The organism is Prevotella mikamonis (assembly GCF_055381405.1).
Genome location: NZ_AP035785.1, coordinates 2,665,665 through 2,677,987 on the forward strand (window position 1 = coordinate 2,665,665; position 12,323 = coordinate 2,677,987).

A 12,323-nucleotide genomic window follows, 5' to 3' on the forward strand; every position below is an offset into this window, starting at 1 on the left:
AAGTTAACTAAGAGTAAATTATGAGTCGTTCATTAAAAAAAGGTCCATATATCAACGTATCACTCGAGAAGAAGATTCTCGCCATGAATGAGAGTGGTAAAAAGAATGTCGTAAAGACATGGGCCAGAGCATCAATGATTTCCCCCGATTTCGTGGGACACACTGTTGCAGTTCATAACGGAAACAAATTTATCCCTGTTTACATTACTGAGAACATGGTAGGACACAAGCTCGGCGAATTCTCTCCGACACGTCGCTTCGGTGGTCACTCTGGTAACAACAAGAAGTAAGCGGGTTTAATCCATTTAAAAATTAGAAATAATAATGGGAGCAAGAAAACATATCGCAGCTGAAAGAAATAAAGAAGCTCGCAAAAATCTGTACTTCGCTAAGCTCAATGGCGTCCCCTCATCTCCTCGAAAGATGCGCTACGTGGTAGACATGGTTCGTGGTATGGAAGTGAATCGCGCCCTCGGAGTACTGAAGTTCTCCAAAAAGCAGGCTGCTGCAGACGTTGAGAAACTGCTGCGTTCAGCTATCGCTAACTGGGAGACGAAGAATGACCGCAAGGCTGAAGACGGTGAACTCTATATCAGCAAAATCTTCGTAGACGAAGGTGTTACAATGAAGCGTATGCGTCCCGCACCTCAGGGTCGTGGCTATAGAATCCGCAAGCGCTCTAATCATGTGACATTGTTTGTTGATGCCAAAACTAACGACGAAAAATAATAAATAGAATGGGACAGAAAGTTAATCCAATAAGCAACCGTCTTGGTATTATCCGTGGTTGGGAATCAAATTGGTTTGGTGGCAAGGACTTCGGAGACAGCCTCGTAGAGGATATGAAAATCCGTAAGTATCTGAATGAGCGTTTGGCAAAAGCCAGTCTTTCTCGTATTGTCATTGAGCGTACTTTGAAGCTCGTCACCATCACTATTTGTACTGCTCGTCCAGGTATCGTCATCGGTAAGGGTGGACAGGATGTAGACAAGCTCAAGGAAGAGTTGAAGAAACTTTACAAGAAAGATATTCAAATCAACATCTTTGAGGTTAAGAAGCCTGAGTTGGACGCTAACATCGTTGGTTACAACATCGCTCGCCAGGTAGAAGGCAAGATTTCTTATCGTCGTGCCATTAAGATGGCAGTTCAAAATACAATGCGCGCAGGTGCAGAAGGTATTAAAGTTCAAATTACTGGTCGTCTGAACGGAGCTGAAATGGCTCGTAAGGAAATGTTTAAGGAAGGACGTACTCCCTTACATACATTCCGTGCAGACATCGATTATTGTCAGACCGAGGCGCTCACAAAGGTGGGTCTGCTAGGTATCAAGGTGTGGATTTGCCGTGGAGAAATTTACGGAAAGAAAGATTTGACACCTAACTTCACTCAGGAGAAGCAGAATACCGGCCGTCAGAACGGTGGTACTCGTCAGGGTGGTCGCGGTAATCGTAAGAGAAACAATAACCGTTAAAAGTAGAAGCTATCATGTTACAGCCAAAAAGAGTAAAATATAGAAGGCCTCAAGATGGACGTGGCAACAAAGGCAACGCCCACAGAGGTACACAACTGGCTTTCGGTTCTTTTGGTATCAAGACTCTTGAGCCAAAATGGATAGATAGCCGTCAGATAGAAGCTGCTCGTGTAGCTTTGAACCGCTACATGAACCGTCAGGGACAGGTTTGGATTCGTATTTTCCCGGACAAACCTATTACTCGTAAGCCTGCTGATGTCCGTATGGGTAAAGGTAAAGGTGATCCAGCAGGATGGGTAGCACCGGTAACTCCCGGTCGCATCCTCTTCGAAGTAGAAGGTGTAAGTTTTGACATTGCCAAGGAGGCTCTTCGTCTTGCTGCACAGAAACTTCCCGTGAAGACTAAGTTTATTGTTAGACGTGATTACGATAAAAACGCTTAAGCTATGAAGATTAAAGAAGTAAGAGAAATCGAAACCAAGGACTTGGTTGAGAAATTGGAGGCTACACGTGCTAAGCTTCAGCAGATGAAGTTGAATCATGCGATTGCTCCTCTTGAAAATCCATCACAGATTAAGGTTGCTCGTCGTGATATCGCGCGTATTGAGACCGAACTTCATCAGAGAGAACTTAATAAATAACAATGGTCCAGATGGAAACAAGAAATTTAAGAAAAGTAAGACAGGGTGTCGTTGTCAGCAACAAAATGGATAAAACCATTGTTATCGCTGCTAAGTTCAAGGAGAAGCACCCCATATATGGTAAGTTTGTCCAGAAGACAAAGAAATACCATGCTCATGATGAAAAGAACGAGGCCAATGTAGGCGATACCGTACTCATCATGGAAACTCGTCCTTTGTCAAAAACAAAGAGATGGAGATTAGTACAAATTGTTGAAAAAGCTAAGTAATTATGATACAAGCAGAATCAAGACTTACAGTATGTGATAACAGCGGTGCACGTGAGGCTCTTTGCATCCGTGTTCTCGGTGGTACCGGCCGTCGTTATGCAAGTGTTGGTGACGTGATTGTCGTTGCTGTCAAGAACGTTATCCCATCAAGTGATTTGAAAAAGGGTGCAGTATCTAAGGCTTTGATCGTACGCACAAAGAAGGAGATTCGTCGCGCTGACGGTTCTTATATTCGTTTCGACGATAACGCATGCGTACTGTTGAACAACGCCGGTGAACTCCGCGGTAGCCGTATCTTTGGTCCGGTAGCTCGTGAGTTACGTGCAGTGAATATGAAAGTGGTTTCTTTGGCACCTGAAGTTCTTTAATTTTTAATTTAGTAGAGTAATGAGTAAATTACATATAAAGAAAGGTGATACCGTTATCGTACTTGCTGGAGATCGCAAGGATAAGGGTAAATCAGGGAAGGTTCTCAAAGTCTTGGTAGACAAGAATCGTGCCATTGTTGAAGGCCGTAACCTCGTATCTAAGAGTGCGAAGCCTTCAGCAAAAAATCCTCAGGGAGGTATCATTAAGCAAGAAGCTCCTATCCATATTTCTAATCTGAGTCTGATTGACCCGAAGAGTGGTAAACCTACTCGTGTGGCTATCAAGACTACAGAGGATGGAAAGAAAGTTCGCATCGCTAAAAAGTCAGGGGAGGAAATTAAGTAATGGATACAGCACAGTTAAAGAAAGTCTATAAAGAGACTATTGCTCCTGAACTACAGAAGCAGTTCAACTATTCTTCGGCAATGCAGATTCCTGTACTGAAGAAGATTGTTATCAACCAGGGACTTGGCGATGCTACACAGGACAAGAAGATTGTTGATGTAGCTGTCAACGAGATTACCGCTATCACCGGTCAGAAGGCTGTGGCAACTTATTCTAAGAAGGATATTGCCAACTTCAAGCTTCGTAAGAAGATGCCTATCGGTGTTATGGTAACTCTCCGCCGCGAGCGTATGTATGAGTTCCTTGAGAAACTCGTGCGTGTTGCTCTTCCTCGTATCCGCGACTTCAAGGGTATTGAGAGCAAGTTCGATGGCCGTGGTAACTATACATTGGGTATCACAGAGCAGATTATCTTCCCGGAAATCAACCTCGATGAGATTGATCGTATCCAGGGTATGAACATCACTTTCGTGACTTCAGCTCAAACCGACGAGGAGGGCTATGCTCTTCTTAAGGCATTTGGTCTTCCATTCAAGAACGCTAAAAAGGATTAAGCAATATGGCAAAAGAATCAATGAAAGCTCGCGAGGTAAAGCGTGCAAAACTTGTTGCTCGTTATGCTGAAAAGCGCGCAGCTCTGAAAAAGATTATAGCTACTTCCGAGGATTATGCAGAGGCTTACGAGGCTGCTCGCAAGCTTCAGTCTATTCCTAAGAATGCAAACCCAATTCGCCTTCACAACCGTTGCAAGGTGACCGGACGTCCTAAAGGATATATCCGTCAGTTCGGTCTCTCTCGTATTCAGTTCCGTGAGATGGCATCAGCTGGTTTGATTCCCGGAGTGAAGAAGGCGAGCTGGTAATCCTTATGAGGTTTAGTTCGTTCGAAACAAGATTTTTTTAATATTGTCGGGAAAGTCCCGATCAATTAAACTTTTATATAATATGACAGATCCAATAGCAGATTATCTGACTAGACTCAGAAATGCCATTATGGCTCACCACCGTGTGGTTGAGGTACCTGCGTCTAACTTGAAGAAAGAAATCACTAAGATTCTCTTCGAGAAGGGTTACATCCTGAACTACAAGTTCGTTGAGGATGGTCCTCAGGGTTCTATTAAGGTTGCCCTTAAGTACAACCCCACAACAAAAGAGAGCGCTATCAAGAGTTTGAAGCGCGTATCAACACCTGGTCTCCGTAAGTATACCGGATACAAGGACATGCCGAGAGTAATTAACGGATTAGGTATTGCTATCTTATCTACATCCAAAGGTGTCATGACAGACAAGGAAGCTGCCAGCTTGAAGATTGGTGGCGAAGTTCTTTGTTACATTTATTAATTGGAGGATTTTATATGTCAAGAATAGGAAAATTGCCAATTAGTGTTCCTGCCGGAGTTACTGTTAACTTCGACGAGAAAACAAATGTAGTATCTGTTAAAGGACCTAAGGGTGAACTTTCTCAGGAAATTGATTCTTCTATCAAGTTTACAAACGAGAATGGTCAGATAACTTTCGATATTGATGAGAATAGCTCTGTAGATGTTAAGCAGAAGCAGGCTTTCCATGGCCTATACCGTTCGTTGGTAAACAACATGATTGTTGGTGTAAGTGAAGGTTACAAGAAAGTTCTGGAGTTGGTAGGTGTAGGTTATCGTGTTTCTAACCAGGGCAACTTGATAGAGTTGTCATTGGGCTATACACACCCTATCTTCATTGAGTTGCCTTCTGAAGTGAAGGTTGAGACAAAGTCTGAGAGAAACCAGAATCCAATTCTTATTTTGGAAACTTGTGACAAGCAGTTGTTAGGACTCATCTGTGCAAAGATTCGTTCTTTCCGTATGCCTGAGCCTTATAAGGGTAAGGGTGTTCTCTTCCAGGGCGAGGTTATCCGCAGAAAGTCTGGTAAGACAGCTTCAGCTAAGTAATTTTAATTATTTACGATTATGACAACAAAGAAAGTTGAAAGACGAATTAAGATAAAGTTCCGTGTTCGTAAAAGAGTGAACGGAACAGCTGAGCGTCCCCGTCTTAGTGTATTCCGCTCTAACAAGCAAATCTACGCTCAGGTTATTAACGATTTGACAGGTACAACTCTTGCTGCTGCATCTTCTTTAGGTCTTGAGAAAATGGCTAAGTGTGAGCAGGCTGCCAAAGTTGGCGAGTTGCTCGCTGAGAAGGCTAAGGCTGCGGGTATAGAGTCTGTAGTGTTCGACCGTAATGGCTATCTTTATCATGGCCGTGTCAAGGAATTGGCAGATGGTGCACGTAAGGGTGGTCTTAAATTTTAAACGATTATGGCAATGAATAAAGTAAAAGTAAATAGTGACGTAGAACTGAAGGACCGTCTGGTTGCTATCAACCGTGTAACCAAGGTTACCAAGGGTGGTCGTACATTCACATTCGCTGCTATCGTCGTTGTTGGTGATGGCAAGGGTGTTATCGGTTGGGGCCTCGGCAAAGCCGGTGAAGTAACTACTGCTATCGCTAAAGGTGTAGAGTCTGCAAAGAAGAACCTCGTTAAGGTTCCCGTACTCAATGGAACTGTACCTCATGAGATTGAGGTTTCGTTTGGTGGAGCTCAAGTGTTCTTGCGTCCGGCTGCTGCCGGTACAGGAATGGTTGCAGGTGGTGCTATGCGTGCCGTACTGGAATCAGCAGGTGTTACAGATGTTCTTGCAAAGTCTAAGGGTTCATCAAATCCTCATAACCTTGTAAAAGCAACAATTCTCGCTTTGAGTCAGATGCGTGATGCCTATACAATAGCAGGTGTACGTGGTATCAGTATGCAAAAGGTGTTTAATGGTTAATAGGAAAGACAATGGCAACAATTAAAATCAAGCAGATTAAAAGTAAGATTGGTTATCCGGTTGACCAGAAGCGTACCCTCTTGGCTTTAGGATTTCACAAAATCTCTCAGGTAGTAGAGGTTGAAGATACTCCTAGCATCCGTGGTATGATCCGCAAGGTGCATCACTTGGTAACTGTAGTTGAATAAATGAATCTTTAATATCGAATCGATTATGAAATTAAATAATTTGAAACCAGCAGAAGGTTCTACTCATTCTCGTCGTCGAATCGGTCGTGGTACCGGTTCTGGACTTGGTGGAACTTCTACCCGTGGTCACAAGGGTGCCAAGGCTCGTTCTGGTTATAAGAGAAAGATTGGTTTCGAAGGTGGTCAGATGCCACTGCAACGTCGTGTTCCGAAGGCTGGTTTCAAGAATATCAACCACAAGGAATATTTGGCTGTGAACCTGTCTACGCTCCAGCAGATTGCTGAAAGCAAGAACCTGGCAAAGATTGGAATCGCAGAACTCAAAGAAGCAGGACTTACCAATGGTAAAGAGCTTGTTAAAATTTTGGGTAATGGCGAGTTGAAGGCTAAAATTGAAGTTGAAGCAAATGCTTTCTCTAAGACTGCCGAAGAAGCAATCAAGGCAGTTGGTGGTAACGCAACTATAATCTAACAAATGAAAAAGTTTATTGAGACACTAAAGAACTGTTGGAAGGTGGAGGATTTGCGCCAGCGACTCCTCATTACTCTTCTGTTTACGGCTATCTACCGTTTTGGGTCGTTCGTTGTACTTCCCGGTATCAATCCGGCCATGTTGGACAAACTTCAGTCGCAAACCTCTGGTGGCCTTATGTCACTTTTGGACATGTTCTCTGGTGGAGCATTTTCCAATGCATCAATCTTTGCACTTGGAATCATGCCCTACATCTCAGCTTCTATTGTTATGCAGCTGCTTGCTGTCGCTGTGCCTTATTTCCAGAAGATGCAGCGTGAAGGTGAAAGTGGTCATAAAAAGATTAACTGGTATACACGTGTGCTTACAGTAGCAATCCTGCTGTTCCAAGCACCGTCTTACCTGTTGAACCTCAAGATGCAGGCAAGCCAGGCTTTGGCTTCCGGCATCTCTTGGACAGTCTTCATGATTCCTGCCACCATTATTTTGGCAGCTGGCAGTATGTTCATCCTCTGGTTGGGTGAGCGTATCACTGATAAGGGTGTTGGAAATGGTATCTCGTTGATTATTATGCTTGGTATCATTGCACGTCTGCCTCAGGCATTCGTTCAGGAAATCGGCTCTAGGTTCACTGCTATTTCCGGTGGTGGTTTGGTGATGTTCATCGTAGAGCTTCTAATCCTTTATTTCGTGGTATGTGCATCTCTACTGTTGGTACAAGGAACTCGCAAGATTCCAGTTCAGTATGCAAAGCGTCTTGTAGGAAACAAACAATATGGTGGTGCTCGCCAGTACATCCCTCTGAAACTTTTCGCAGCTAATGTGATGCCTATCATCTTTGCTCAGGCATTGATGTTCATTCCTTTGGCTATTGTTCAGTATCAGTCTGAAAGTACTTCTTGGGTTATCAGTTCTTTGATGAATAACCATAGCTTGTTGTATAATGTTATTTATGTGACATTGATTATCGCATTTACGTATTTCTACACGGCTATTACTTTGAATCCAACCCAGATGGCTGAAGATATGAAGCGTAATAATGGTTTCATTCCTGGTATTCGCCCAGGAAAGGAGACAGCTGATTATATAGACACCATAATGTCTCGTATTACTTTGCCGGGTTCATTATTCATTGCGTTCATTGCCGTCATGCCAGCTCTTGCTGGACTGTTGAATGTTCAGAATGCGTTTTCCCAGTTCTTCGGAGGAACATCATTGTTGATTCTTGTCGGTGTGGTTATTGATACGCTACAGCAAATTGAGAGCCACTTGATGATGCGTCACTATGATGGCTTACTGAATTCCGGGCATACACGTAATAACGGAGGTGTCTCAGCATACTAAGCTGTAAGATGAAGATATCTCTGAAAACGGATGATGAAATAGAGCTGATGCGCAAGGCAAACCGATTAGTCGGGGCGACTCTTGCAGAATTAGCAAAGCATATTAAGCCAGGTGTAACGACTCTCCATTTGGATACAATCGCAGAAGAGTTCATCAGAGATCATGGGGCTGTCCCCACGTTCAAGAACTTTCCTAATCCTTATGGAGAGCCTTTTCCCGCCTCTATCTGCACCTCTGTGAATGAAGTTGTTGTTCATGGTATTCCCAGCGAGCAGACCATTCTAAAAGATGGTGATATTATATCAATAGACTGCGGTACATTGCTTGATGGATACAATGGTGATTCTGCTTATACTTTTTGTGTAGGTGAGGTTGCCGAAGAGACCAGACAATTGCTAAAGATTACGAAAGAGTCTCTTTATCTAGGTATTGAACAGGCAGTTGCAGGGAATAGAGTTGGGGACATAGGATATGCCGTTCAGCATTATTGTGAGACATCGGGTTACGGTGTTGTCCGAGAGCTGACCGGACATGGTATAGGAAAGGAGATGCACGAGCAACCCTCCATTCCTAATTATGGTTCGCGTGGTTCCGGGATTCTACTGAAGGCAGGAATGTGCATTGCAATAGAACCTATGATTACGCTGGGTAATCGGCAGATAGGGCTGTTGCCAGACCGATGGAGTATTATGACACTCGACCGGAAGCCGGCAGCTCATTTCGAGCATACCATTGCAATATCAAAAGGCAAAGCCGAGATTTTATCAACGTTCGAAGATATTGAACATTTTGAAAGAGAATTAAATTAGTTATGGCAAAACAATCCGCTATCGAACAGGACGGAACCATCTTGGAAAGTCTTTCCAATGCAATGTTCCGTGTGGAACTTGAAAACGGGGTTCAGATTATAGCGCATATCTCTGGTAAGATGAGAATGCATTACATTAAAATCCTTCCCGGAGACAAGGTTAAAGTAGAGATGAGTCCCTACGACCTGACAAAGGGCAGAATAGTTTTCAGATACAAGTAATATTTCAAGATATGAAGACAAGAGCATCATTAAAGAAGCGTACACCCGACTGCAAAATCGTTCGTCGTAAGGGTCGTTTGTTCGTTATCAACAAGAAAAACCCTAAGTACAAGTTGCGTCAGGGTTAATGTTAAAGTATTGTAAAAGTAAAAAGATATACAATATTATCTTTAACTTTGCAAGCTCTTTAGCAAGAAATCAGATTTTATTAATTTATTTTTATTCAATTAAGAATGGCAATAAGAATTGTTGGAGTAGATTTGCCCCAGAATAAGCGTGGCGAAATCGCATTGACCTATATCTATGGTATTGGTCGAAGTAGTTCAGCAAAGATATTGGATAAAGCCGGCGTAAGCCGCGACCTGAAGGTCAGCGAATGGACTGACGATCAGGCAGCTAGTATCCGTGAAATTATCGGCGCTGAGTTCAAAGTAGAAGGTGATCTCCGTTCTGAGATCCAGATGAATATCAAGCGACTGATGGATATTGGTTGCTATCGTGGAGTTCGTCATCGTAATGGTCTTCCTGTTCGTGGTCAGAGCACCAAGAATAATGCACGTACCCGTAAGGGCAAGAAGAAGACTGTTGCTAACAAGAAGAAGGCTACTAAGTAAAATTTAGTTTTCGGTTCTTTAGTTTTTTGGTTGATTGCTTCGTAAGCTAAACTCAAAAACTCAAAAACTTAAAACTCAAAACTAAAAAAGATTATGGCAAAAACAAAAGCAACATCTAAGAAAAGAAATGTAAGAGTTGACGCTATCGGCCAGCTCCATGTGCACAGCTCTTTCAATAATATCATTGTGTCTTTGGCAAATAGCGAGGGTCAGATTATCTCTTGGTCTTCTGCTGGTAAGATGGGATTCCGTGGCTCCAAAAAGAATACTCCCTATGCTGCTCAGATGGCAGGTGAGGATTGTGCAAAAGTAGCTTTCGAGTTGGGTCTCCGCAAAGTGAAGGCATACGTTAAGGGTCCAGGTAATGGTCGTGAATCAGCTATCCGTGCCGTTCATGGCGCAGGTATTGAAGTGACAGAGATTGTCGATGTTACTCCATTACCACACAACGGATGCCGTCCTCCCAAGCGTCGTAAGGTCTAATCCATCTTGAGAAGATTGCATTATCACAGATACAATTAAAATTATAAGCATATTTTTATTTTATGGCTAGATACATAGGTCCGAAATCTAAGATTGCACGCCGATTTGGTGAACCCATTTTCGGCGCCGACAAAGTTTTGTCCAAGAGAAACTTCCCTCCTGGACAGCATGGCAACAACCGTCGCAGAAAAGTTTCTGAGTACGGTGTCATGTTGGCAGAGAAGCAAAAGGCCAAGTACACCTATGGAGTACTTGAGCGTCAGTTCCGTAATATGTTTGACAAGGCTGCAAAGGCTGAAGGTATTACCGGTGAGGTTTTGCTTCAGAATTTGGAAAGCCGTCTTGACAACGTTGTATTCCGTTTGGGCATAGCTCCTACTCGTGCAGCTGCACGTCAGTTGGTAGGTCACAAGCATATCGTTGTTGACGGTCAGGTTGTAAACATTCCCTCTTACTCTGTAGCACCAGGTCAAGTTGTTGGTGTTCGTGAGAAGTCAAAGTCACTCGAAGTTATCGAAGCTGCTCTTGCAGGTTTCAACCATAGCAAATATCCTTGGATGGAATGGGATGATAATTCAAAGAGTGGTAAGTTCCTGCACAAGCCGGAGCGTGCTGACATTCCAGAGAACATTAAGGAACAGTTAATCGTTGAGTTGTACTCTAAATAAATCATTAAATTAATGGCGATATTAGCATTTCAAAAACCTGATAAAGTTGTAATGCTGGAGGCTGATGATAAGTTCGGAAAATTCGAATTCCGTCCTTTGGAGCCTGGCTTCGGAGTTACCATCGGTAATTCTTTGCGCCGCATTCTTCTTTCATCCCTCGAAGGCTTTGCTATCAATACCATCCGTATCGGTGGTGTTGAGCATGAGTTCTCTTCGGTTCCGGGTGTAAAGGAAGATGTTACCAACATTATCTTGAATTTGAAACAAGTAAGATTCAAGCAAGTAGTAGAAGAATTCGAGAACGAGAAAGTTAGTATCACTGTAGAGAATTCCACTGAGTTCAAAGCAGGAGATATAGGCAAGTATCTGACTGGATTTGAAGTGTTAAACCCTGATTTGGTGATTTGTCATTTAGATGTCAAAGCTTCAATGCAGATAGATCTTACTGTTAACAAGGGCCGTGGCTATGTGCCGGCTGATGAGAATCGTGAGTTCTGTACAGACGTCAACGTCCTCCCTATAGATTCTATCTACACCCCAATTCGTAACGTGAAATATTCAGTTGAGCCATATCGTGTTGAACAGAAGACCGACTATGACAAACTGGTTATCGAAGTTACAACAGATGGTTCCATATCTCCTAAGGATGCGCTGAAAGAGGCAGCAAAGATTTTGATTTACCATTTTATGCTCTTCTCTGATGAGAAGATTACTTTGGAAAATCCAGATCAGGATGGTAACCAAGAGTTCGACGAAGAAGTGCTTCACATGCGCCAACTCCTCAAGACCAAGTTGATAGATATGAACCTCAGTGTTCGTGCTCTCAACTGCTTGAAGGCAGCAGATGTTGAAACGCTCGGCGACTTGGTACAATACAACAAGACCGACCTCTTGAAGTTCCGCAACTTTGGTAAGAAATCGCTTTCTGAGCTTGATGATTTGCTCGAAGGTCTGAATCTGTCATTTGGAACCGACATCACAAAGTATAAACTGGATAAGGAGTAAGAGAACTCAGTTTCTTGATTCCGTCCATCAAAGAAAAAAACAAAAATGAGACATAATAAAAAATTCAACCACTTAGGTCGTACTGCATCTCATCGTGATGCCATGCTTGCGAATATGGCAATCTCTTTGATTATGCACAAAAGAATCACTACGACCCTCGCAAAGGCTAAGGCCTTGAAGAAGTATGTAGAACCTCTTATCACCCGTTCAAAGGATGATAGCACAAACTCTCGCCGTGTAGTATTCCGCTATCTACAGAATAAGGAAGCTGTTAAGGCATTGTTTGGTGAGGTAGCTGAAAAAGTGGCTGAACGTCCCGGTGGTTATACACGTGTAATCAAGTTGGGTACTCGTCAGGGTGATGCAGCTGAGATGGCTTTCATTGAGCTTGTTGACTTCGATGAGAACATGGCAAAAGCTCCTGCAGCAGCTAAGAAGACACGTCGTAGTCGTAAGTCTACTGCTACAGCTACAGAGGCTGCTCCCGCAGCTGAAGAGGTTAAGGTAGAACCCACAGCAGAAGAAACCAAGACAGAAGAATAATCAGTTACTGATTAGTACAACAATAAAGCGCTTCCATTCGAGAGAGTGGAAGCGCTTTTTATATCGGCTCG

Annotated in this window: 25 protein-coding genes; all 25 read left to right on the plus strand. The window is 43.1% G+C overall.

What is annotated here, in order from left to right; genetic code table 11:
• Positions 1-20: 20 nt before the first annotated feature.
• Positions 21-290 (plus strand): 30S ribosomal protein S19, encoded by a 270-nt coding sequence (rpsS, locus tag ACZ42L_RS11110; protein ID WP_036893606.1) that lies wholly within the window; start codon positions 21-23, stop codon positions 288-290.
• Between the two features lie 34 nt (positions 291-324).
• On the plus strand, positions 325-729 hold the full coding sequence (rplV, locus tag ACZ42L_RS11115) for a 50S ribosomal protein L22 (protein ID WP_464699276.1): 405 nt from the start codon (positions 325-327) through the stop codon (positions 727-729).
• Positions 730-737: 8 nt separating this feature from the next.
• On the plus strand, positions 738-1,472 hold the full coding sequence (gene rpsC / locus ACZ42L_RS11120; protein WP_464699278.1) for a 30S ribosomal protein S3: 735 nt from the start codon (positions 738-740) through the stop codon (positions 1,470-1,472).
• A 14-nt stretch (positions 1,473-1,486) separates the two neighbouring features.
• Complete coding sequence (gene rplP / locus ACZ42L_RS11125; protein WP_036896554.1) at positions 1,487-1,915, plus strand: 50S ribosomal protein L16; 429 nt, start codon at positions 1,487-1,489, stop codon at positions 1,913-1,915.
• A gap of 3 nt (positions 1,916-1,918) precedes the next feature.
• The gene (rpmC, locus tag ACZ42L_RS11130) at positions 1,919-2,113 is read left to right on the plus strand and encodes a 50S ribosomal protein L29 (RefSeq protein WP_464699280.1); all 195 of its coding nucleotides are present in this window, start codon (positions 1,919-1,921) and stop codon (positions 2,111-2,113) included.
• Between the two features lie 2 nt (positions 2,114-2,115).
• Complete coding sequence (rpsQ, locus tag ACZ42L_RS11135; RefSeq protein ID WP_464699282.1) at positions 2,116-2,382, plus strand: 30S ribosomal protein S17; 267 nt, start codon at positions 2,116-2,118, stop codon at positions 2,380-2,382.
• 2 nt (positions 2,383-2,384) lie between these two features.
• A complete protein-coding gene (gene rplN, locus ACZ42L_RS11140; RefSeq protein WP_089543923.1) occupies positions 2,385-2,750 on the plus strand; it encodes a 50S ribosomal protein L14 in 366 nt (121 codons plus the stop codon).
• Positions 2,751-2,769: 19 nt separating this feature from the next.
• Positions 2,770-3,096 (plus strand): 50S ribosomal protein L24, encoded by a 327-nt coding sequence (gene rplX / locus ACZ42L_RS11145; RefSeq protein ID WP_464699284.1) that lies wholly within the window; start codon positions 2,770-2,772, stop codon positions 3,094-3,096.
• Positions 3,096-3,650, plus strand: coding sequence for a 50S ribosomal protein L5 (gene rplE / locus ACZ42L_RS11150; protein WP_464699286.1), 555 nt, complete (start codon positions 3,096-3,098; stop codon positions 3,648-3,650). The genes rplX and rplE overlap by 1 nt, the downstream gene beginning before the upstream one ends.
• A gap of 5 nt (positions 3,651-3,655) precedes the next feature.
• Positions 3,656-3,958, plus strand: a complete 303-nt coding sequence (rpsN, locus tag ACZ42L_RS11155; protein ID WP_464699288.1) for a 30S ribosomal protein S14 — start codon at positions 3,656-3,658, stop codon at positions 3,956-3,958.
• A gap of 82 nt (positions 3,959-4,040) precedes the next feature.
• Positions 4,041-4,436, plus strand: coding sequence for a 30S ribosomal protein S8 (gene rpsH / locus ACZ42L_RS11160; RefSeq protein ID WP_464702798.1), 396 nt, complete (start codon positions 4,041-4,043; stop codon positions 4,434-4,436).
• A gap of 14 nt (positions 4,437-4,450) precedes the next feature.
• The gene (rplF, locus tag ACZ42L_RS11165) at positions 4,451-5,023 is read left to right on the plus strand and encodes a 50S ribosomal protein L6 (protein WP_464699292.1); all 573 of its coding nucleotides are present in this window, start codon (positions 4,451-4,453) and stop codon (positions 5,021-5,023) included.
• Between the two features lie 18 nt (positions 5,024-5,041).
• A complete protein-coding gene (gene rplR, locus ACZ42L_RS11170) occupies positions 5,042-5,386 on the plus strand; it encodes a 50S ribosomal protein L18 (protein WP_464699294.1) in 345 nt (114 codons plus the stop codon).
• A gap of 6 nt (positions 5,387-5,392) precedes the next feature.
• Positions 5,393-5,905, plus strand: a complete 513-nt coding sequence (gene rpsE / locus ACZ42L_RS11175; protein WP_464699296.1) for a 30S ribosomal protein S5 — start codon at positions 5,393-5,395, stop codon at positions 5,903-5,905.
• 11 nt (positions 5,906-5,916) lie between these two features.
• A complete protein-coding gene (gene rpmD / locus ACZ42L_RS11180) occupies positions 5,917-6,093 on the plus strand; it encodes a 50S ribosomal protein L30 (RefSeq protein ID WP_464699298.1) in 177 nt (58 codons plus the stop codon).
• A gap of 25 nt (positions 6,094-6,118) precedes the next feature.
• Positions 6,119-6,565 (plus strand): 50S ribosomal protein L15, encoded by a 447-nt coding sequence (gene rplO / locus ACZ42L_RS11185; RefSeq protein WP_464716132.1) that lies wholly within the window; start codon positions 6,119-6,121, stop codon positions 6,563-6,565.
• Positions 6,566-6,568: 3 nt separating this feature from the next.
• Positions 6,569-7,909: a preprotein translocase subunit SecY gene (secY, locus tag ACZ42L_RS11190; protein WP_464699302.1), complete on the plus strand. Its 1,341-nt coding sequence runs from the start codon at positions 6,569-6,571 to the stop codon at positions 7,907-7,909.
• Between the two features lie 8 nt (positions 7,910-7,917).
• Positions 7,918-8,718, plus strand: coding sequence for a type I methionyl aminopeptidase (gene map, locus ACZ42L_RS11195; protein ID WP_464716133.1), 801 nt, complete (start codon positions 7,918-7,920; stop codon positions 8,716-8,718).
• 2 nt (positions 8,719-8,720) lie between these two features.
• The gene (gene infA, locus ACZ42L_RS11200; RefSeq protein ID WP_036896567.1) at positions 8,721-8,939 is read left to right on the plus strand and encodes a translation initiation factor IF-1; all 219 of its coding nucleotides are present in this window, start codon (positions 8,721-8,723) and stop codon (positions 8,937-8,939) included.
• Between the two features lie 11 nt (positions 8,940-8,950).
• Positions 8,951-9,067: a 50S ribosomal protein L36 gene (gene rpmJ, locus ACZ42L_RS11205; protein ID WP_006950529.1), complete on the plus strand. Its 117-nt coding sequence runs from the start codon at positions 8,951-8,953 to the stop codon at positions 9,065-9,067.
• 105 nt (positions 9,068-9,172) lie between these two features.
• Positions 9,173-9,553, plus strand: a complete 381-nt coding sequence (gene rpsM, locus ACZ42L_RS11210; protein WP_036896568.1) for a 30S ribosomal protein S13 — start codon at positions 9,173-9,175, stop codon at positions 9,551-9,553.
• Positions 9,554-9,646: 93 nt separating this feature from the next.
• Positions 9,647-10,036 carry a 30S ribosomal protein S11 gene (rpsK, locus tag ACZ42L_RS11215; RefSeq protein ID WP_464699306.1) on the plus strand — a complete coding sequence of 130 codons (390 nt, stop codon included), beginning with the start codon at positions 9,647-9,649 and terminating at the stop codon, positions 10,034-10,036.
• Positions 10,037-10,098: 62 nt separating this feature from the next.
• Positions 10,099-10,704, plus strand: coding sequence for a 30S ribosomal protein S4 (gene rpsD, locus ACZ42L_RS11220; protein ID WP_464699308.1), 606 nt, complete (start codon positions 10,099-10,101; stop codon positions 10,702-10,704).
• Between the two features lie 12 nt (positions 10,705-10,716).
• Positions 10,717-11,709, plus strand: a complete 993-nt coding sequence (locus ACZ42L_RS11225) for a DNA-directed RNA polymerase subunit alpha (RefSeq protein WP_464699310.1) — start codon at positions 10,717-10,719, stop codon at positions 11,707-11,709.
• Between the two features lie 45 nt (positions 11,710-11,754).
• Positions 11,755-12,252: a 50S ribosomal protein L17 gene (rplQ, locus tag ACZ42L_RS11230; RefSeq protein WP_464716134.1), complete on the plus strand. Its 498-nt coding sequence runs from the start codon at positions 11,755-11,757 to the stop codon at positions 12,250-12,252.
• Positions 12,253-12,323 lie beyond the last annotated feature (71 nt).